The following is a 20,001-nucleotide window of genomic DNA, read 5'->3' as shown; positions in this document are numbered from 1 at the left end:
TTATGAGAGTTCCCTTTATGAAAATCATGAAAATTTAAGAAGTGACGAAATTGTTAGTTTTTTTATTAAATTGTAAGAAATTTCAATGGACTTTGCTGAAATATAGCATAAAATAATGGATAGCGATTAACCTTAGGAGGTGAATGATAATGAAAACAACTTTTCAGAAAATTCTCAATAACGAAAGTCTTAAATTCATCGGTAAAACGTTATTTTATTCTTTCATTGTCATTGCATTAATTTATCTTTATCATTACAAGAATATCAATGGAGGAACCTTCATTTATAACGAGTTTTAAGGAGGCGGCTATATATGGAAAAAGTAATTAATATGATTCAAACGATTGATGAATGGGCACGTAAAGAACCCCAACGTCCTGTTTATTTAACCGAAGAAAAAGTCTCTACGTATGGAGAGTTAAAAGAAAAGTCAGACAATCTAGCCGCTTATTTAGCTGAGCTGAAAACGGACAAGTCAGCGATTGTCGTATACGGAGAATTAGATTTTGAAATGATTGTGAGTTTTCTAGGCGCATCGAAAGCTGGTTTTAGCTATATCCCCATTGATGCACATACACCAAAAGAACGCATTGAACTAATTCTAAACGTAGCCAAACCAACCGCAGTGATTGCTGTGCATGAATGGCCTGAATTAGCCACCGAAGTGCCAGTAATTACGGCGGAAGAATTAACAGAAATGATGATGCATGCACCCCGATATGCGCCTGCGTTGACGCCTGTCACAGGAGCAAGTAATTACTATATCATTTTCACTTCAGGGACAACTGGCGTACCAAAGGGTGTGCAAATCAGCCATGATAATTTAGTTAGCTTTACGAATTGGTTGTTGCAAGATTTTGGTTTAGAAGAAGGGGCCCGCTTTTTAGCACAGGCACCTTATTCGTTTGATTTATCGGTGATGTCTATTTATCCCGCATTGGCGTTAGGTGGCTCATTAACTCCGTTACCCAATGAAATCATTAACGATTTTAAACAATTATTTACGCGTTTGCCACAATTAACAATCGACGTCTGGGTTTCAACACCGTCCTTTATTGAATTGTGTCTAATGGAACCAAGCTTTGATGGTGAACATTTACCAGCACTGCGCACGTTTTTATTCTGTGGAGAAGAATTACCAAAACCAACGGCTGAAAAATTAGCCGCTCGTTTCCCAACTGCGCATATTTATAATACGTATGGGCCGACAGAAGCGACTGTAGCGATTAGTGCCATTGAAATCACTCAAGAAGTTTTAAAAAGTGTCCAACGTTTACCAATCGGGTATGTGAAAGAGGATACGCAAATTTATATTATGGAAGGCATGTCAAAATTACCTGCAGGTGAAATTGGTGAAATCGTCATTGCTGGACCAAGTGTTTCCAAAGGCTATCTAAATAATCCTGCGAAAACAGCTGAAGCTTTTTTCCAATTAGATGGCGTACCAGCTTATCGCACAGGCGATGCTGGAAAGTTAGTCGATAACCTATTGCAGTATGAGGGACGCTTAGATTTTCAAATTAAATTGCATGGCTACCGCATTGAGTTAGAAGAAGTGGATCATCACTTAACGAATGTTTCCTACGTGAAACAAGCAGTCGTTGTGCCGAAATATCAAGGAAATAAAGTCCAACAATTAATTGCCTATGTCGTTCCGCAAGCACATGAATTTTCAAGTGATTTTCAATTAACTAAGGCAATTAAACAAGAATTAGCCACGTTGACAATGGACTATATGATTCCGCAAAAATTTGTATATGTTGAACAATTACCTTTGACAAGTAATGGCAAAATTGATCGGAAAGGGTTGATGAATGAGGTGAATGCCACATGATGAATTTTCCTCATATGATTCCCTATAATGCACCGTATTACTTTGTTCTGCTAATTGCGGCCTTGTTGCCGATGATTTTAACTTTAGCCATTAAAGGGACACGTTGGCCTTGGTACCAAACACTCGTGACACTGGTCTTTCTATATATCAGTTTTGGTGGCGAATTTTGGCAACAAGGAGTCGCTCTGATTGTATATGTTATTTATCAAACGTTACTAACGTGGGGCTATGCGGCTTATCGAAAAAATAAAAATGCAGGTTGGGTCTTTTATCTGGCTGTCTTTTTAGCTATATTACCGCTTGTTTGGGTGAAAGTTTCTCCCTTCATGACAGGCAAAACAACCTTACTTGGCTTTTTAGGGATTTCTTATTTAACCTTTAAAGCGGTCCAAGTGGTCATGGATTTACGGGATGGCGTAATGAAAGAATATCATCCGTTTCGTTACATTCAGTTTCTCTTGTTTTTCCCGACTATTTCTTCAGGACCCATCGATCGTTATCGGCGCTTTGAAAAAGATTTGAAAAACCCGCCGAGTGCGGAGAAATATTTAGACTTTTTAGAAAAAGGAATTTTTTATTTATTTCTAGGATTTTTATATAAGTTTATTATCAGTCATTATCTTGGTGGTGTCTTTTTACCACATGTGGAAAAAATGGCCTTGGCACAAGGTGGTTTATCTTGGTGGACAGTCGGCTATATGTATAATTACAGTTTGTATCTATTCTTTGATTTCGCAGGCTATAGTTTACTGGCCGTTGGCACAAGTTATTTAATGGGCTATGATACACCAATGAACTTTAACAAACCGTTCCTAAGTTGGAATATTAAAGAATTCTGGAATCGTTGGCACATGACCTTATCTTTTTGGTTCCGTGATTACATTTACATGCGCTTAATGTTTTTCTTAATGAAAAAGAAAGTCTTTAAAAGTCGGATTGTGACTTCTAATATTGGTTACTTTGCGTTGTTCTTAATCATGGGCATTTGGCATGGATTAACGTGGTTCTACATCGCTTATGGGCTCTACCATGCAACACTAATTTGTGTAACAGATGCTTGGCTACGTTTTAAGAAAAAACATAAAGACAAGATACCATCAAACAAATTTACACATGCATTTGCAGTCTTTTTAACTTTCCAAGCGGTTTGTGTTAGCTTCCTGATTTTCTCAGGATTTTTAGACAAACTATGGTTTAAATAAACAAAAATAAAAATATAAAGGGGCAATTTACAATGAACATTCAAGAAACAGTATTAAACATTTTAGAAGATATTACAGGAACAGACGAAGTTGTGAACAATCAAGACATTCAATTATTTGAAGAAGGATTATTGGACTCTTTAGCAACGGTTCAATTATTAGTAGAAATTGAAGGACAATTAGGAATCCAAGTTCCTGTATCAGACTTTGACCGTGAAGTATGGGGAACACCAAAACAAATCATTCAACAAGTGGAAGCTTTACAATAATGTCTAGAAAAAAACGACTAATCAGAATCTTAGGTCCAGTGCTTTGTTCAGCGGTCTTGGTTGCAGTGTTCTTTTTTGCACCGTTCAGAATCAATTTAACTTCCGAAAAAACGTTGAAGGAAGCATCAACGTCAATGGCACCGAACGTTTTAAAAGGCAATGTGATTAAAAACAAAGCAGTGGCTTCTGGTAAATATGTTCCTTTTTTTGGCTCTTCTGAATTAAGTCGATTTAGTGCTTTCCACCCTAGTGTGCTCTCTGAAAAGTATCAACGGAACTACCGACCGTTTTTACTAGGAGAAGCGGGCACACAGTCATTAACCCAAGCAATGGTCATTCATTCGATGGGCGATGCGATTGCCAATAAGAAAGCGGTCTTTATTTTATCTCCGCAATGGTTTGTCAAAAAGGGTGTACCTAATGATAGTTTTGGTGCACACTATTCACAATTACAAACCTATCAATGGTTAGCTAATTTAACCGAATTAACCAGCGGTGACCAATATCTAGCACAACGTTTGACCAAATTTCCAGTTGTTCAAAAAGACAAAGTCTTAATGGAAACTTTGGCAAATCTGCAGGCAGGGCAACTTCCCCAACGCTCTCAACGAGATTATTTTATAATGAATCTCCGTTTCTTGAATCGTGAAGATGAATTGTTTAGCCAAATTGGCATGGTTAGCAGAGAACCAATTGTTGAAAAAGATATGAAACAATTACCTTCTACGTATAATTTTAATGAATTAGATCAGCTAGCTGGAAAAATTGCGGCAAAAGCCATTAATAATAATAAATTTGAAATTAGTAACGGTTTTTATCGCCAACGGATTAAACCAGTTTTACCGAAATTAGCTCATTCACAAAAGAAATGGGATTACCGTTTTTCTCCAGAATATGGTGATTTCCAAGCTGCGTTAGAACAGTTAGCAGAAAAAAATGTCGATGTTTTATTTGTAATCCCACCTGTTAACAAACGTTGGTCGGACTATACGGGCTTGTCACAAGATATGTTGCAACAAGTAGCACGCAAGCTGAAATATCAACTTCAAGAGCAAGGCTTTACTAACATTGCTGACTTCTCAACATGTAGTAATGAACGCTACTTTATGGCGGACACGATTCATTTAGGTTGGCGTGGTTGGCTCGCTGTTGATCGTCAAGTAGATGAATTTATGAAACAACCTGCGCCTAAAAAGTTAGCGTATCAAATTGATGATCGTTTTTATCAGACAGATTGGCAACAACAAAATCCATTGGTCTTACCTCAATTTTAAGAAGGCAAGATGGATCAAGTACCAATTATCTGAAGCGGACTAGAAACGCTTCGTAACAATGAAAATAGCCTGTACCTGCCGTTGAATAACGAGCGTGCAGGCTGTTTTTTCGTTTATTTTTAGTGGAGAACGTTGCTCAATTTATTTTTTGTAAGTATTTTTTTAGTTCGTGGTATAATGGATAAAATTGGTTTTTGAGGGGAGTTATTTTTATGGATGCAAAAGAAGAAAAAATGTTAATTGATTTAACAAGTGCTAAAGGGATTGCTGGGAATGAAGACGAAGTACGTTCGTTATTTAAAAAGTATGCAGCACCGTATGCGGATAAATTTTTATATGATGGCCTTGGCAGTATTATTGCAAAAAATGTTGGTGATAAAGAAGGACCAAAAGTCTACATTTCTGGGCATATGGATGAAGTCGGTTTCATGGTTACCCAAATCACAGAAAAAGGCTTTTTAAAATTTCAAACCGTTGGCGGTTGGTGGGGGCAAGTGATGTTGGCCCAACAAGTTCAGATTAAAACCACGACTGGTAAGGTTTACCATGGTGTCATTGGGTCTAAACCACCGCATGTGTTAACAGCGGAAGTTCGTAACAAACCCTATGAGATTGCAGATATGTTTATTGATATTGGTGCAAGTAGCGATCAACAAGTTGCAGAATGGGGGATTCATCCAGGGGATATGGTGACACCATATATTGACTATCGTCGCATGAATGATACAAAATTTTTATTGGCAAAAGCGTGGGATAACCGAATTGGTACGGCCGTTTCATTAAAAGTTTTAGAAAATTTAGCGACAGAAGGGCACCCCAATATTTTATTTGCAGGCAGTGATGTGCAAGAAGAAGTCGGGCTACGCGGTGCGCAAACAAGTACACATCTTGTGAATCCAGACATAGCGTTTGCTTTAGACACAGGAACAGCTGGTGACACACCAGGAATGACACCTAAAGAAGCCGACTCTATTTTAGGTGAAGGGCCACAAATTTTGATTTATGATGCATCAATGATTCCGCATAAAAAATTACGTGATTTTGTTATTCAAGTGGCGGAAGAAAATAACATTCCCTTCCAATATACAGTGATTACAGGGGGAGGTACGGATGCTGGCCGCATGCATTTAACGCGCAACGGGATTCCATCATTAGCCATCACGGTGCCTGTTAGATATCTGCATTCACATACCTCAGTTATTCATGAAGATGATTATTTCAACACAGTCAAATTAGTCACAGAAGTGGTGAAACGTCTAGATAAAGAAACAGTCGCTAAATTGACTAGTTATTAGTTTCAGAAAGGATGGAATGAATGAAAAGTTTAGTAACAAATTCGCAACATCGTGCCAATGCTCGCAGAGCTCTTGATGGGCAATGGGGGATCATGGCTTGGTTAACTTTCTTAGGAGTGGTTTTACAGAGCTTCTTAACATCGATTGTGCAAAATTTATTTTCTGGTGAAAATCAAGTTTTTCAAAGTAGTTTTGCCGCAGTATTACTGCAAATTTTTGTTTTATTCGCGTTAAGTTATGCGCTATATTACGCAGCCTTGAAGGTGTTGCGTGGTGAAAAGGTGCGGGTCAATATTTTAATGAGTGTTTTTCAAGGAAAATATTATGGTCCGCTATTTGTGGTCAACCTACTTCAAAAAGTACTTGAACGTGTAATTGGTTTGTTATTTTTGTTACCAATTTTATTTGGGGCAGGGACAACCTTGTATTTCAAATTGATGTTTAATACAGTTACACCAGAGGAAATCCAAGCCTTTTTCTTAAATGATTTTTCCTTTTTCCTAGCATTTGGCGTTGCCACTATCTTGATCTTTTTAATTGGTTTATTTGTGAGTGGCGTTTTTCAATTTGCTGTGTGGCTACGTTTTGATAATCCAGAACTGCCAATTATGATGGCATTGAAACAGGCGTTATATTTAATGAAAAATCGTTTTTGGCAATATTTATGTTTACAATTTTCTTTTATTGGTTGGTATATTGTGGGCTTTTTAGCTATTGGTATCGGTCTACTATGGGTGATTCCTTATAACTATGTAGCGTTAGCTAGTTTTTATCAAACTGCCTTAGAAGAAAAAGGTTTAGCCGAAGAATAAAATAGAAGCTTGAATCCTTTGTTATCTCGACAAAGGATTCAGGTTTTTTCTTTGGTCTTTTTGTGAAAATTTAAGCGTTTTAACCTCGTTTTTCCGTTATTTTATGGTAACATGGAAGTATCGTATTGAAGGAGGTTGTCCACACATGAAATTGACTGTCTTAGGCTGTTTAGGTGCTTATCCATACAAAGGAGAAGGAACGAGTTCCTATTTGTTAGAATCTGAAGGCTTTCATTTGCTTATTGATGCAGGCAGTACGACATTAGTGCGTTTAGAAAACTATCTAGATCCATTGAAATTAGATGCTGTCATTCTGTCGCATTACCATCATGACCATATCGCAGATTTAGGTGTTTTACAATATTATCGTCAGCTTTATCCAACGCTGGAACCGACGCCTATTTTGCCAATATATGGCCATACACAAGATCAAATGCATTTCAAAGAACTAACGCTTCCTAACGTTTCCGAAGGGAAAGAGTATTTTGAAGCAGAAGAGTTGGCAGTAGGACCATTTTTAATTACTTTCATGGAAACGATTCATCCTGTCACTTGTTACGCGATGCGGATTGTTGAAAAAGCGACTGGCAAAGTCTTTGTCTTTACAGGAGACTCTGGTTACTTAGCAAGTTTTGAAGACTTTGCAAAAGACGCCGATTTATTCTTAGCGGATACGTACTTATTTGAAGGTAATGAACGACATCATGCACATTTTACGTCAAGAGAAGCGGGTGAAATTGCCAAAGCAGCACAAGTCAAACAATTGATGTTGACCCATTTACCACAGCATGGGTCATTGGAACAACTACGGGAAGAAGCGCAAAACTATGCTGGAACGGAAATTCCAGTGACATTAGCCCAACCAGATTTAACAGTTGAGATTTAAAAAAGTAACTATACCAAGGGAGAGAACCGATTGTGATTTTTGTACCGAATGAAAATAATGACCCACGAGTGAACTTAGCAATTGAAACATATTTGTTAACAGAAATGCCTTTAGATGAGCCCATTCTTTTATTTTACATTAACGAGCCGTCAATCATTATTGGCCGTAACCAAAATACAATTGAAGAAATTAACAAAGAATATGTAGATGAGCACGGCATTCATGTTGTTCGTCGCTTAAGTGGCGGCGGCGCCGTTTATCATGATCATGGTAATTTGAATTTTAGTTTTATTATGCCAGATGACGGCAACTCTTTCCGTGATTTTGCGAAAGTTACCCAACCAATTATTCAAGCATTGCACGACTTAGGCGTTGAAGGTGCCGAATTAAAAGGGCGCAATGACCTAGTGATTAATGATATGAAGTTTTCAGGAAATGCGATGTACGCTACCAACGGCCGCATGTTTGCACATGGAACCTTAATGTTTGATAGTGATATTGATGAAGTTGTAAATACATTGAAAGTACGGAAAGATAAAATCGAATCTAAAGGTATCAAGTCTGTTCGTTCACGGGTAACAAACATTAAACCATTTTTATCTGAAGATAAACAAGAGATGACAACGGAAGAATTCCGCCAAGAAATTCTTTTGAAAATTTTCGGCGTAGATTCGATCGACCAAGTTAAAACGTATGAATTAACTGATCAAGACTGGGCGGCTATTAACAAAATTTCAGAGCAATACTATCGCAATTGGGATTGGAATTATGGAAAATCACCTGCATTTAACTTAGAACGTCGTCATCGTTTCCCAATTGGTTCAATTGAAATGAAAATGAATGTGGCGGATGGTGCCATTCAAGAAATTAAAATCTTTGGGGACTTCTTTGGGCTTGGTGAAATTAAAGATGTTGAAGATATTTTAACCGGCGTGAAATATGATAAAGCTTCTTTAGAAGAAGCCATTGATCAAATTGACGTTAAAAAATACTTTGGCAATATCGAAAAAGAAGATTTGCTTGGGTTAATTTATTAAAAAAAAAAGACAGCCGTTTCAAACGGTTGTCTTTTTTCTAGCTAAAAATAATTTTTAGCTTTTAGAAAGGTAGTGCTATGTGCAAAATCGTCGAAACGATTTTTATCAGGGAGCTATCAAATAGCTCGCCTGCATATGTACTTGAACCAAGTCAAGTCCGGGAATTTGGTTATGTGCTTCACTATAAATCACTATCTGTAAAGAGTATACAAGATTTCCTTTCTTTTGTGATATCAAATTTTTACAGACAAAGTAGTAAAATTTGACGTTTCTTATTTTGGCAAGGTTATAGGCTTGTTTTGGGGCTTGAAATAGCAAGAATTAATAGTGATTTAAGGGAAAATATTAACATATGTAGAAGTATTTTTATAAGAAATAACGAGAAAAAATCAATAGGTATGTTCTTGAGGGCTACTTTTTGACGTTTTCTGAATAAAACTTAATAAAAAATAGCAGAAACAAAGAAAAAATGTGCTTACAAGAAGTAATCCGCACTTAGCTAGGAAGTTAAGAATGTGCATGTTATTTTCAAACAAATACTAAGAATCCTATTTCAATCCTTTACAGAGGAACAAGGACTTCGTATAATAAAGGGACGAAAAGGAGCGAAAGTGATGAGAAACGAAATGATGCATCGACCAGTCGTTAAACCAGAATTGGTTGAGTATATGCGTACAAAACAAAAGAAACTTCCCGGAGAATTAGGTGCAGTGGAGGCGGAAGCCAATGAAGCAGGGGTGCCGATTATTCCGCACGAAACAGTAGTTTTTCTACAATTTTTGCTAGGACAACTAAAGCCTAAAAATATTTTAGAAATCGGGGCAGCAATTGGTTTTTCTTCAAGCTTGATGGCCCAATTTGTTGGTGAAGATGGTCACGTGACCACGATTGATCGTTTTGACGTAATGATAAAAAAAGCGAAGAAAACCTACCAACGCCTAGACTTAGAAGAAAAGGTCACTCTTTTAGAAGGACAAGCAGCTGAGATTCTACCAACGTTGGAAGGACCTTATGACTTTATTTTTATGGATAGTGCCAAATCAAAATACATTGAATTTTTACCTGAATGTTTACGGTTGCTACCAGTTGGCGGCGTTTTGATGGTGGATGATGTATTTCAAGCTGGGACAATTTTAGACCCTGCTGAGGAAGTACCGAAAAAAAATCGAGCGATTCATCGTAAATTAAACCAATTTTTAGATGTAGTCATGGCGCACCCTGATTTAACTTCTACTTTAGTTCCTCTTGGTGATGGAGTTATTTTAATTACCAAAGAGAAAGAAACGATTATTTTAGATAGTTAAAGAATGTCTTCACAAAAAGAAAGCGAATCATTAAAAAGCAAGTTCTTTTAATGATTCGCTTTCTTTTTTATGTTATTTAAAAAGTTATCTCGCTATTTCTAATTGAGAATGATAATCGTAAAATTCTCAATAGGACAGTATTATGCGTTAATAAAACTTTGTTTGTTTATAATTATTCTATTGACGGAATAATTATAAACTGTTATCCTTAAAGAGTAAAAAAACAGAGGAGGAACGACAATGAATTTAATTAATCAAAAACTTTTTGACTTTGAATGTGATGCCTATCACGATGGTGAATTTACACGAGTATCAACAGAAGATATTTTAGGAAAATGGAGTATTTTCTTCTTTTATCCAGCTGATTTTTCTTTCGTGTGTCCTACGGAATTAGGGGATATGCAAGAGCATTATGCGCATTTACAGGAATTAAATTGTGAGGTTTACTCTGTTTCAGAAGATAGTCATTATGTGCATAAAGCATGGGCTGACGCTACAGAAACGATTGGAAAAATTAAATATCCAATGTTAGCCGATCCTAACGGTCAACTTGCTCGTTTCTTTGGCGTTTTAGATGAAGCTTCTGGAATGGCTTACCGTGCTTCATTTATTGTGAGTCCAGAAGGGGACATCAAATCTTATGAAATCAACGACATGGGTATTGGTCGTAATGCTGAAGAACTTGTTCGTAAATTAGAAGCTTCTCAATTTGTAGCAGAACATGGTGATAAAGTTTGTCCAGCCAATTGGCAACCAGGAGAAGAAACAATTGCACCAAGCTTAGATTTAGTTGGTAAAATTTAAATTCGCTTTGTAAATAGAGGTCAAAGAGTTGGATAAAACAGAGAAAATGTTTTGTTCAGCTCTTTTTCTGAAACACAGAAGAAAGAGGAGAAGCAAGTGACAGAAGAAATCTACGATTTGATTATTATTGGTGGCGGATCAGCTGCTTTATCTGCAGGTATCTATGCAGGTCGCGCAATGATGGATACCTTAATTATTGAAAAAGACAAAATTGGCGGACAGGTAACGACGACTTCTGAAATTGTGAACTATCCAGCGATTCGTCACACAACAGGTCCAGAACTAATGGAAGAAATGCGCATTCAAGCACAAGACTTCGGTGTAGCTTTTACAAACGACGAGATTATTGATGTTGATTTTAGTCAAACGATAAAAACTGTTCAATCAGCGAGTCAAACCTATCAAGCATATGCAGTATTGATTGCGACAGGGGCCTCTGCTCGTAAAATTGGTTTCCCTGGTGAAAGTGAATTTACAGGACGCGGCGTGGCCTATTGTTCTACTTGTGATGGGGAGTTTTTCCAAGGCCTAGATATTTTTGTGATTGGTGGCGGTTATGCAGCAGCGGAAGAGGCCGTTTATTTGACACGTTACGGTAAATCAGTAACGATGATTATCCGAGAACCCGATTTTACATGTGCAAAATTAACTGCGGAGGCGGCCAAAAATCACCCGAAAATTAAGATTGTTTATAACACAGAAGTGAAAGAAATTACGGGAGATGATTTTGTCCGGAAAGCTGTGTTTGTCAATAACCAGACGGGAGAAGAAACGGTTTATGAAGCGCCAAAAGACAGTACATTTGGTCTGTTTGTTTTTGCTGGAAATAAACCAAGTACAGAAATTTTTGAAGGGAAAATTACCTTAGACCGTGGGTATGTGCCAACAACTGAAAATATGGAAACCAATATTCCCGGAGTTTATGCAGCAGGAGATTTACGAATAAAAGAATTACGTCAAATTGTGACGGCGGTTGCAGACGGTGCAATTGCCGCCACTCATGCGCAACGTTACGTGACAGAACAAAAAACACAGGCGGGCCAACCGATTGTAACGAAGCGAATGACTGAACGATTAGCTAATCAATCTGCCCCTGAAACAAACAGTCAGCAACCAAAAGAAAAACAGCCAGCGAAAGTTACTGGTAAGCATCATTGGTTCCCAGAAAGTATGCGCCAACAATTAAGCGGTATTTTCGCTAAACTAACCAAAAAAGTGACATTGCTTCAGTTTTTGGATGCAAGTGATGAAAAATCATTGGAACTTCAGTCATTCTTAACAGAATTTGCAAGTCTGGATCAGAAGATTACTTTAGAAACGATTTTGAAAGATACTGAGCCAGCCAAAGAATTGCTGTATGGGATTGAAAAAATGCCTAGCGTTGTGCTCTTAGATACGGCAGGAAACTATACAGGAATTAAATTTAGTGGTATTCCTAGTGGCCATGAAGTAAACTCGTTGGTTTTGGCGGTTTATAATGTCGGCAGCGAGGGGCAGCCGTTAGAAGCAAGTCTGCAAAAGAACATACTTGCATTGCCAAAAAGAAAAATAGAAATCTTTGTTTCACTAACATGTCATTTCTGTCCCGATGTCGTGGCGGCTTGCCAACATATTGCATCAATTAATCCTCATGTGGAAGCAGAAATGGTGGACATTAGTCTATTTCCAGAGTTGAAAAAAGAAAAGAAAATTATGAGCGTTCCAGCAATGCTAATTGATGGCGAACAAATGATTTTTGGTTCAAAAACAATGACCGAAATTATTGAAGCCTTGGCTTAAAAGAGGCGGAAAAATAAAGACCTAAGTCATTCAAAAAAGTGAGAAATACGTCGAGATGATGTATTTCTCACTTTTTTCGCATAGTTAGTCAAGTACCTTTTTTGATTAGGCGATTGAGTTTCCTAAAAAGAATTAAAAAGACACAACAGCAAATGAACAACAGGCTTCCTGTTAGTGGTAAAAAGACATCTTGCATGTAGCTATCGATATGCATTAAACCAGGTACCTCGCTGAAAAAATCATGGATAAACTGTTGAATGAGCTTATTAGCTAGAAAAGCAGCTAAAGGCAAAACAAAAATCAAATAATAGAGGGGGTGTAAGGCATAGCTAATTAAAATTTGTAATTTTGTCGTACCTAAAAGAGCTAAGATCAGTAAGTCGTTTTTTTGCTCTAAAAAAGTTAGGAAGAAAGTTCGGCAAATATAACTAATCAGGAAGAAAAAGAGTGTTCCAGCGCTGATTCCAGCCAAACCTCTGAAAATTTTCAAGGGAGGAATCACTGCATAATTATCAAGAAGAATCATTTGTGAAAGCCATCGAGAAAACAACAAAGTCAATAATAGAGCAGAAAAAGTCAGAAAACTAATAATAAAGATAAGAATCAACGTACTAAATTGGTTTTTTGAGCGCCACGCATTTTTGAGAGAGTCTGTGAATAAGTAAAGAATCGAATACATCATCGCGTCCTTTCTGAAAAATTTTTGTTTTAGCGGAAAAGTTATGTAAAAGAAAAGACGTTATCTCCTGCCAACTAGCCACTGAAAGAGATAACGCCTTCGCTGGAAACAAGAACTGGATTATTTCACCAATACTAATTTTTTTAAAGGTTCAACCCCAAATCGTTGTTCTTGCTGTAAAAGAATTTCGGCACAAGCTCGGCTATCTTCTAAAGCATCATGATGATTATTTAAAGTGATATTGAGGTTTTCACAAACGGTATTTAATTTATGATTAGGAAATTCAGGAAACAGTTTGCGACTCGTTTTGACTGTACATAAAGAAAGGTAATTAGGTTGTTCTAAGCCATAGTAATCTAAACAGCCAGCCAAAACACTACAATCGAAACTTGCATTGTGAGCGACCACTAACCGATTTGGTTGAAAACAATGCTGAATTTGTTGCCATACTTCAGGGAATTTGGGCGCATTGACAACATCTGATTCATGAATGCCGTGAATTTGCGTATTTCGCCAGAAAAAAGGTGTTTCTGGTTTGATTAACGTGTAAAATTCATCCACAATCCGACTATTTTCTACTTTAACAATTGCAATGGAACAGGCACTATGTTTATCATAACTAGCTGTTTCAAAGTCAAAAGCGTAAAAGTTCATTAAAAAAAACTCCTTTCAACGCGTTGAGTAACACTTAAAAATCAAGTACAACTTCCACTGGACAATGATCACTACCAAGAATATCTGTATGGATTTTAGCACTGACTAAACGTTCATTCAAGGATTCTGACACAACGAAATAGTCAATCCGCCAACCTGCGTTATTTTTTCGTGCGTTAAAGCGATAACTCCACCATGAGTAAATGCCTTCAGCTTCTGGATAAAAATAACGGAATGTATCAGTGAAGCCACTGTCTAACAACTCAGTAAATTTTTGCCGTTCTTCAGACGTGAATCCCGCATTTTTTTGATTGGTTTTCCAATTTTTTAAATCAATCTTTTGATGAGCTACGTTTAAATCACCACAAAGAATTACGGGTTTTTCTTGATTTAATTCGTTTAAATAGGCACGAAACGCATCTTCCCATGTCATTCGATAAGCTAAACGCTTTAGTTCAGCTTGTGAGTTTGGTGTGTAGCAAGTGACCATGAAAAATTCTGGATATTCTAAAGTGATCACGCGGCCTTCTTGATCGTGAGCCTCGATACCTAAGCCATAGCGAACACTTAACGCTTCTTCTTTAGCGAAAATTGCTGTGCCAGAATAGCCTTTTTTTTCGGCGTAATTCCAATACTGATGATAGCCAGGAAGTTCTAAATCAATTTGCCCAGCTTGTAATTTTGTTTCTTGTAAACAGAAAAAATCTGCATCTAATTCATTAAAAACATCCATAAAATTCTTTTTAACAACCGCTCGTAAGCCGTTGACATTCCAAGAAATACATTTCATTGTTGAAACTCCTTTCAAATAAGAAATGCTTTTGCTCGTTTCAGTGCAAACCAGAACCAAAGAAAAGGTCGCTTGGTGCTTTCTTCTATTCTAATACTTTTTAAAGAAGTTTTAAATACTTGAAAAGAAAAAGAGAAAATGACTGATTTTTGGAAAGAAGTAGTCTATGATAAAATAGTAAAAAGAGCAGAAATGAGGACAAACGAATGAAAATTGGAGTCATTGGTTTAGGAAACATTGCACAAAAAGCGTATTTGCCAACTTATAGTGAATGCCGCCACTTGGCAGAGTTTGTATTAGCAACTAGAAACCCAGAAACACGACAAAAAATCGCTGATCAGTATGGCTTTACAGAAACCGTTGGGACCATAGAAGAATTGATTGAAGCAAAGATTGATGCTTGTTTTGTCCATGTAGCCACAAAAGTGCATGGCGCAGTTGTTCGCCAATTATTACAGGCTGGTATTCACGTCTTTGTGGACAAACCTTTAAGTGAAGAGCTTGCTGAAGTCAAAGAATTACAAGCATTAGCAGCAGCCAAAAATCTGCGCCTGATGGTTGGCTTCAATCGTCGTTTTGCCCCTTATACGGAAGTATTGAAAAATATTCCTGAAAAACAAACAATTTTTATTAAAAAGAACCGCATCAATACAACGAGAGAAACAAGTTTTATGATGTATGATTTATTTTTACATGTCGTTGATACCGCCGTTTATTTAGCGGAAGGACCGCTCCACGTGGTGCAATCAAAATTAGTGGAAGAAAACGGTCATTTAAAACGAGCAATTTTACAATTAGAAACCGAACAGACAACGATTGTTTGTTCCATGGATTTACACTCTGGGGCCAATACAGAAACTTTTGAAGTCACCAGCCCCACAGGTACTTATCGCTTGGAAAATTTAACGCATTTGACCATCCAAACAGAAGAAGAATACCAAGTAAAAGAGATGGGGGATTGGACGCCGACATTGGAAAAAAGAGGTTTTTACCAAATGGTTACTGCTTTCATTCAGGCCATTCAAAAACCGCAAGAGCAAGAGTTAAAGCAAGAAAAAGTCTATGAAAGTCATGCGTTATGTGAAGAAATGCTGCGCCAACAACAACGGCATGTTCTTTAAAGAGGACTAGCAACTTTCTTTCTATCATGCTAGAATAAGACAGATATTTTGAAAAGAAAGGACTAACTTTCGTGAACACTAAAGCTATGTTAGAAACATTAAACGAAATTACTTTATTAGTAGATGAACCATTAAAAAACGTAACCTTTACCAAAACAGGCGGCCCAGCTGATGTGTTGGCCTTACCCAAAACAAAAAAAGAAGTCGAAGAGATCGTGGCGTATTGCCGAGAACAAGGACTTTCATGGTTAGTATTAGGCAATGCTAGCAACTTGATTGTTCGTGATGGCGGTATTCGCGATGTCGTGATTATGCTAACAGAAATGAAAGAAATCAAAGTAGCCGGTACCACCATGATTGTGGATGCTGGTGCCAAGCTGATTGATACAACCTACGAAGCCTTAGCAGCTGATTTAACTGGTTTTGAATTTGCTTGTGGCATTCCAGGAAGTGTCGGTGGTGCTGTTTATATGAATGCTGGAGCATACGGCGGGGAAATTAAAGATGTTTTCCAGTCTGCAGAAGTGCTGTTGGCAGATGGAACTATCCAAACAATGACGAAAGAAGACCTGAATTTCCGTTATCGTCATAGTGAAATTCAAGAATTACATTGTATTGTCTTGCAAGCAACGTTTGCTTTAGAAAAAGGAAACCATGCAGAAATTAAAGCCCAAATGGATGAATTAACGGAACTTCGTGAACTGAAGCAACCGCTAGAGTATCCCTCTTGTGGCAGTGTCTTTAAACGCCCTGTTGGTCATTTTACAGGGAAATTAATTCAAGACGCTGGCTTACAAGGCTTAAAATGGGGCGGTGCTCAAATTTCCGAAAAGCATGCGGGATTTATTGTTAACATCGATCATGCAACCGCCACGGATTATGTGGAATTAATTGCACATATCCAAGAAGTGATTAAAGAAAAATTTGATGTTGAATTGCAAACGGAAGTTCGAATTATTGGTGAAGAAGTCTAGAAGTACTTCATTAGTTGCCCAAAGAGGACGGGACAGAAGTGTTTAACTCCAAGAACCAAGTAGGTACGATGATGTCATCTGTTCATGTCTCACAGTTAAACATCACAACTCTTAGAGCTGTAGCTCTTTTGAAGGCTGTACTGTGACGAGACGTATGTCGATTTCAACACCTTAGAAGTTGTTGAAATCGGAGCAACGCATAGTGTTGGTTCTGTTCCCGTCGTTTATCAGGTTTTGAGCCTGGAGCAAAAATCCACAGTGATTTTTGTCCCAGGCTCTTTTGATTTTTAAAAGTGTTCTTGTGAATGGAGATAATTATGGGATTGAAAAGGTAGCAAAAGTCCTAAGTAAATCGCCAATAATAATACCCGCACAATTGGAACGATTTGGATTGTTGCTTCTCGAATGATTTCCAAAGTAAGTTCATCATAAGACGTACCTATTATATGCGATAAACAATTTATTTTGGAGTGAGATGCCAAGAGCTAAGTATGACAAGCTGGTTGACAGATGTTTTTCAGGTCTGTTCCCTACTGCACAGACCATTACTTCTTTTTTAGGTTACTATTAAGTTTTCTAATTCAACAACTTTAAAGTTTTTGCGCTCTAAATATTCGATAGAAAATTATACTTATTAAATAAAGATTATTTGTTTTAAGGGATAAAACAATTGGTTTTTGATTTGATAATAACGAGAAAAAACTTATTTTTTTAAAATGAATGTGATACAATGAACTTATATACTTGTTGTATATATAAGATTGATAGAAGAAGATGTTTATTATGAAAAAATTGATTTGTTTAGCAACCCTGATTTTATTTGGCACGGTAATAGTTCCTAGTGTAACAGTTCTGGCAGAGGATACTTCAAGTGTAAGCAGCGATGGAATTACTGAAGGAGAAACTTTTTCTTCAAATGAATCAGCTCCTGTTTTCGATACTTTTGTTGAAAAGAGTACGGAGGTTATTAATATAAGCTCGTATGAAGATACAGGTTCCGGCGAAGAAGTTAAAACAGTTATTGGGGAAGAAGACGTTGTTCTGGCTACAAAAATTAATGATACCGAAAATAATCAAACTATATCAGTCGTTAATACAGGAGAAAATATTATTGTACAAAAAAGCATTTTATTAGAAGATGGAACGTACCAGGTTGAAACAGAGACGTCACCAATTATTGGTAGTTTTGATAGTGAAAAAGAAAAAATACAAGATTATAATCCTTTGCAAAGAATCTATAATGGTCCGTGGACTTATACACATTTGGCAGTAGGTAGAAATGTTTTTGCAACAATTGTTGATATGGGATTAGGTTCTTGGATAGGTTACTTTGCTTCTCTTTTTAGAATTTCGAGAGCTGCTGCTGATTTCGTTTTCGGATATATGGGTGCTCGTGGAATTTCTGCTGGAGAAAGGTTGGCAAAAGTTTTTGATAGTAATGGAAATGGTTGGGTAGCGCTCTATAAGCGAGGAGTTTATCGTTACAAAGGTGCCCCTTTGATTGGTTATCAGCATCGTACTTTTTAAATTTTTAGGAAAAGAAGTGATTAAATGCAACGATTGTTTTTTTATTGGATTAATTACACATTACTAATTCTATTTATAGTGATGGTTATTCTAGGAGTTGTTCAGTTAGCTGTTAAAAAAGAATCAGAAATCACTTTTTATACAACTTTTTTTGGCATCATTTTTGGTATATCTTTTATGAGTGCGTATTACGCCAATAAAAAGAGTAATAGGATGTTCTTTTGGCTAACAACTTTTCTGTTGATGTATGTTCCTAAAAAAATAGTAGATTATCTAAATGTACCTTTGTTAAAGATTTCGGTAGCAAACTATTTTATAGTGCTGTTCGGCATACTGATACTAATTTTTTCCCAAAAATATATTAAAAAACAAACGTAAAAAGAAATGGAGCAGATTGTGTATTGTCATCTGTTCCATTTCTTTTTATTTGTATCAAGATAAGTGAGTCATCTCTTTTACTCGTCTTCTAAATTTTCCAATTCTACAACTTTAAAGTTTTTCCGCTCTAAATGTTCTACAATGGCTGTACACGTTTCGGCAGTTGTGCCGGCTGGCAAAGTAATAAGTGTGCGACGAACAAATTCTTCACTATCAACATCCAATGTAATACAGCTGGCGATGCTGCTATATTTGGCAATGATTTTTGAAATGGCTGCTAAGTCGCCTTGTTGACCAACTGAAGCAATCGTTAAAACATAGCTCCCTTGTTTTACATTCCAAGATTGCGCTAAAATATTTAATAAGGTGCTGTGTGTTAAAATACCATAAAAATAATTATTTTCATCTAAAACAGCAATGTAAGGTAGTTCTTTAATAGTAAAAAATACCTTGAAAAATGAAGTGTTGACATAAATAAATTTTGTGGCATTTTTTAACAAATAGGTAACAGGTAAACTCATATCGCCACCGTTTGCTTTGTGGCGGTAAATATGCATTTTATAGATATTTCCTCGGAAAATTTTTCCAGATTCGTCTAAAATTGGGACACAACGGTAACCTGAGTCTTCTAAAATAGAAAGAGCTTCTTCTAGAGTACAAGATTCATTGACGGTTGTTAAATTATCTTTTTTAATAACTACAGATTTTAATAACATAAACAGGCCTCCTAAGGGTTCATTTTTAATAAATTTATCATATCATAACTTAGCAGAAAACAATAGCTGAGACCTCAGAATAAAAGCAATTTTGTTAAAATAAATAGAAAATAAAGAAAAATCAGATATTTTATAAAAGAAATCAAGCACGTATTCGCGATAATGGTAAAAAATTACGTAAGAATCGGCACAGCGCTTCTTTAAAAAGTAAATTAAACTTTGACAACTTTTTCGAATAATGGTACTGTTAAGAAGTAAATTTGTGAATAGAGGAGGTCGAAGAACATGGCAACAAAGAAAGCAGCTCTTGCTTGTTCCGTTTGTGGCTCTCGCAACTATTCTAAATCCGTTAGTGAAGGTAAACGTGGCGAACGCTTAGAAATCAATAAATTCTGTAAATATTGTAATCAATACACGTTACATAAAGAAACGAAATAGATTTAGAGGAGGGTATCAACATGAAATTTTTCCGCAGCGTTGCTGATGAGATGAAGCAAGTAACTTGGCCAACAAAAAAACAATTGCGTAAAGATACATTAGTTGTAATTGAAACATCTATTTTATTTGCAGCATTGTTCTTTATCATGGATACTGTTATCCAAACGGCATTTGGCTGGATTTTAAAATAATTAATTCTAGTATTTCCCGACGAGGGGTGCTATAATA

21 protein-coding genes are annotated in these 20,001 nt (G+C 36.7%); 17 read left to right on the top strand and 4 right to left on the bottom strand.

Annotation, left to right across the window (positions count from 1 at the left end; genetic code table 11):
• The first annotated feature begins 149 nt into the window (after positions 1-149).
• From IGJ04_RS06240 to IGJ04_RS06185, 12 genes are all read left to right on the top strand, one after another.
• Positions 150-299 (top strand): teichoic acid D-Ala incorporation-associated protein DltX, encoded by a 150-nt coding sequence (locus IGJ04_RS06240; RefSeq protein WP_002356384.1) that lies wholly within the window; start codon positions 150-152, stop codon positions 297-299.
• A 14-nt stretch (positions 300-313) separates the two neighbouring features.
• A complete protein-coding gene (gene dltA, locus IGJ04_RS06235) occupies positions 314-1,834 on the top strand; it encodes a D-alanine--poly(phosphoribitol) ligase subunit DltA (RefSeq protein ID WP_010713131.1) in 1,521 nt (506 codons plus the stop codon).
• A complete protein-coding gene (dltB, locus tag IGJ04_RS06230) occupies positions 1,831-3,036 on the top strand; it encodes a D-alanyl-lipoteichoic acid biosynthesis protein DltB (RefSeq protein ID WP_002382500.1) in 1,206 nt (401 codons plus the stop codon). The genes dltA and dltB overlap by 4 nt, the downstream gene beginning before the upstream one ends.
• Before the next feature lie 32 nt (positions 3,037-3,068).
• Positions 3,069-3,305: a D-alanine--poly(phosphoribitol) ligase subunit DltC gene (gene dltC / locus IGJ04_RS06225; RefSeq protein WP_002356389.1), complete on the top strand. Its 237-nt coding sequence runs from the start codon at positions 3,069-3,071 to the stop codon at positions 3,303-3,305.
• Entirely contained in the window at positions 3,305-4,579 is a 1,275-nt protein-coding gene (gene dltD, locus IGJ04_RS06220; RefSeq protein WP_192189362.1) for a D-alanyl-lipoteichoic acid biosynthesis protein DltD, read from the top strand. The genes dltC and dltD overlap by 1 nt, the downstream gene beginning before the upstream one ends.
• Positions 4,580-4,791: 212 nt before the next feature.
• Positions 4,792-5,874: a M42 family metallopeptidase gene (locus tag IGJ04_RS06215; protein ID WP_002372326.1), complete on the top strand. Its 1,083-nt coding sequence runs from the start codon at positions 4,792-4,794 to the stop codon at positions 5,872-5,874.
• Between the two features lie 20 nt (positions 5,875-5,894).
• A complete protein-coding gene (locus IGJ04_RS06210; protein ID WP_002365061.1) occupies positions 5,895-6,686 on the top strand; it encodes a DUF975 family protein in 792 nt (263 codons plus the stop codon).
• Positions 6,687-6,831: 145 nt separating this feature from the next.
• Complete coding sequence (locus IGJ04_RS06205; protein WP_002356393.1) at positions 6,832-7,572, top strand: MBL fold metallo-hydrolase; 741 nt, start codon at positions 6,832-6,834, stop codon at positions 7,570-7,572.
• 32 nt (positions 7,573-7,604) lie between these two features.
• Positions 7,605-8,609, top strand: a complete 1,005-nt coding sequence (locus IGJ04_RS06200) for a lipoate--protein ligase (protein ID WP_002356394.1) — start codon at positions 7,605-7,607, stop codon at positions 8,607-8,609.
• Between the two features lie 614 nt (positions 8,610-9,223).
• Positions 9,224-9,913, top strand: a complete 690-nt coding sequence (locus IGJ04_RS06195; RefSeq protein WP_002381418.1) for an O-methyltransferase — start codon at positions 9,224-9,226, stop codon at positions 9,911-9,913.
• 240 nt (positions 9,914-10,153) lie between these two features.
• A complete protein-coding gene (gene ahpC, locus IGJ04_RS06190) occupies positions 10,154-10,717 on the top strand; it encodes an alkyl hydroperoxide reductase subunit C (protein WP_002367212.1) in 564 nt (187 codons plus the stop codon).
• Positions 10,718-10,813: 96 nt separating this feature from the next.
• A complete protein-coding gene (locus tag IGJ04_RS06185) occupies positions 10,814-12,496 on the top strand; it encodes an FAD-dependent oxidoreductase (protein ID WP_010707184.1) in 1,683 nt (560 codons plus the stop codon).
• Positions 12,497-12,584: 88 nt separating this feature from the next.
• On the opposite strand, the gene IGJ04_RS06180 is transcribed toward IGJ04_RS06185, so the two are convergent.
• The 3 genes from IGJ04_RS06180 to IGJ04_RS06170 all read right to left on the bottom strand — a co-directional run bounded on the left by IGJ04_RS06180 (position 12,585) and on the right by IGJ04_RS06170 (position 14,619).
• On the bottom strand, positions 12,585-13,175 hold the full coding sequence (locus IGJ04_RS06180; RefSeq protein ID WP_010707185.1) for a hypothetical protein: 591 nt from the start codon (positions 13,173-13,175) through the stop codon (positions 12,585-12,587).
• Positions 13,176-13,295: 120 nt separating this feature from the next.
• Entirely contained in the window at positions 13,296-13,829 is a 534-nt protein-coding gene (locus tag IGJ04_RS06175; protein ID WP_002356400.1) for a 3'-5' exonuclease, read from the bottom strand.
• 34 nt (positions 13,830-13,863) lie between these two features.
• On the bottom strand, positions 13,864-14,619 hold the full coding sequence (locus IGJ04_RS06170) for an exodeoxyribonuclease III (protein ID WP_010824848.1): 756 nt from the start codon (positions 14,617-14,619) through the stop codon (positions 13,864-13,866).
• A 206-nt stretch (positions 14,620-14,825) separates the two neighbouring features.
• On the opposite strand from IGJ04_RS06170, the gene IGJ04_RS06165 reads away from it, so the two are divergent.
• From IGJ04_RS06165 to IGJ04_RS06155, 3 genes are all read left to right on the top strand, one after another.
• A complete protein-coding gene (locus IGJ04_RS06165) occupies positions 14,826-15,740 on the top strand; it encodes a Gfo/Idh/MocA family protein (RefSeq protein ID WP_002359452.1) in 915 nt (304 codons plus the stop codon).
• 86 nt (positions 15,741-15,826) lie between these two features.
• Positions 15,827-16,714, top strand: coding sequence for a UDP-N-acetylmuramate dehydrogenase (murB, locus tag IGJ04_RS06160; RefSeq protein ID WP_002387193.1), 888 nt, complete (start codon positions 15,827-15,829; stop codon positions 16,712-16,714).
• A 783-nt stretch (positions 16,715-17,497) separates the two neighbouring features.
• Entirely contained in the window at positions 17,498-18,241 is a 744-nt protein-coding gene (locus IGJ04_RS06155; protein ID WP_010707187.1) for a hypothetical protein, read from the top strand.
• 455 nt (positions 18,242-18,696) lie between these two features.
• Here the strand turns inward: IGJ04_RS06155 and cbpA are convergent, their stop codons facing one another.
• A complete protein-coding gene (gene cbpA, locus IGJ04_RS06150; RefSeq protein WP_002365057.1) occupies positions 18,697-19,335 on the bottom strand; it encodes a cyclic di-AMP binding protein CbpA in 639 nt (212 codons plus the stop codon).
• Positions 19,336-19,620: 285 nt separating this feature from the next.
• On the opposite strand from cbpA, the gene rpmG reads away from it, so the two are divergent.
• On the top strand, positions 19,621-19,773 hold the full coding sequence (rpmG, locus tag IGJ04_RS06145; RefSeq protein WP_002356408.1) for a 50S ribosomal protein L33: 153 nt from the start codon (positions 19,621-19,623) through the stop codon (positions 19,771-19,773).
• 20 nt (positions 19,774-19,793) lie between these two features.
• Positions 19,794-19,964, top strand: coding sequence for a preprotein translocase subunit SecE (secE, locus tag IGJ04_RS06140; protein ID WP_002356409.1), 171 nt, complete (start codon positions 19,794-19,796; stop codon positions 19,962-19,964).
• Positions 19,965-20,001: the final 37 nt, after the last annotated feature.

The sequence above is a fragment of the Enterococcus sp. AZ050 genome, assembly GCF_051715085.1.
GTDB classification, from domain to species: Bacteria; Bacillota; Bacilli; order Lactobacillales; family Enterococcaceae; genus Enterococcus; species Enterococcus faecalis.
Note: the sequence above shows the minus strand (reverse complement) of the source record. Positions and strands in the feature narration are given on the sequence as shown.

Bases quoted from the DNA above. Each gene is read 5' to 3' on its own strand.
- IGJ04_RS06240 (WP_002356384.1), top strand. From the start codon at position 150: ATGAAAACAACTTTTCAGAAAATTCTCAATAACGAAAGTCTTAAATTC.
- dltA (WP_010713131.1), top strand. From the start codon at position 314: ATGGAAAAAGTAATTAATATGATTCAAACGATTGATGAATGGGCACGT.
- dltB (WP_002382500.1), top strand. From the start codon at position 1,831: ATGATGAATTTTCCTCATATGATTCCCTATAATGCACCGTATTACTTT.
- dltC (WP_002356389.1), top strand. From the start codon at position 3,069: ATGAACATTCAAGAAACAGTATTAAACATTTTAGAAGATATTACAGGA.
- dltD (WP_192189362.1), top strand. From the start codon at position 3,305: ATGTCTAGAAAAAAACGACTAATCAGAATCTTAGGTCCAGTGCTTTGT.
- IGJ04_RS06215 (WP_002372326.1), top strand. From the start codon at position 4,792: ATGGATGCAAAAGAAGAAAAAATGTTAATTGATTTAACAAGTGCTAAA.
- IGJ04_RS06210 (WP_002365061.1), top strand. From the start codon at position 5,895: ATGAAAAGTTTAGTAACAAATTCGCAACATCGTGCCAATGCTCGCAGA.
- IGJ04_RS06205 (WP_002356393.1), top strand. From the start codon at position 6,832: ATGAAATTGACTGTCTTAGGCTGTTTAGGTGCTTATCCATACAAAGGA.
- IGJ04_RS06195 (WP_002381418.1), top strand. From the start codon at position 9,224: ATGAGAAACGAAATGATGCATCGACCAGTCGTTAAACCAGAATTGGTT.
- ahpC (WP_002367212.1), top strand. From the start codon at position 10,154: ATGAATTTAATTAATCAAAAACTTTTTGACTTTGAATGTGATGCCTAT.
- IGJ04_RS06180 (WP_010707185.1), bottom strand. From the start codon at position 13,175: ATGTATTCGATTCTTTACTTATTCACAGACTCTCTCAAAAATGCGTGG.
- IGJ04_RS06175 (WP_002356400.1), bottom strand. From the start codon at position 13,829: ATGAACTTTTACGCTTTTGACTTTGAAACAGCTAGTTATGATAAACAT.
- IGJ04_RS06170 (WP_010824848.1), bottom strand. From the start codon at position 14,619: ATGAAATGTATTTCTTGGAATGTCAACGGCTTACGAGCGGTTGTTAAA.
- IGJ04_RS06165 (WP_002359452.1), top strand. From the start codon at position 14,826: ATGAAAATTGGAGTCATTGGTTTAGGAAACATTGCACAAAAAGCGTAT.
- murB (WP_002387193.1), top strand. From the start codon at position 15,827: ATGTTAGAAACATTAAACGAAATTACTTTATTAGTAGATGAACCATTA.
- IGJ04_RS06155 (WP_010707187.1), top strand. From the start codon at position 17,498: ATGAAAAAATTGATTTGTTTAGCAACCCTGATTTTATTTGGCACGGTA.
- cbpA (WP_002365057.1), bottom strand. From the start codon at position 19,335: ATGTTATTAAAATCTGTAGTTATTAAAAAAGATAATTTAACAACCGTC.
- rpmG (WP_002356408.1), top strand. From the start codon at position 19,621: ATGGCAACAAAGAAAGCAGCTCTTGCTTGTTCCGTTTGTGGCTCTCGC.
- secE (WP_002356409.1), top strand. From the start codon at position 19,794: ATGAAATTTTTCCGCAGCGTTGCTGATGAGATGAAGCAAGTAACTTGG.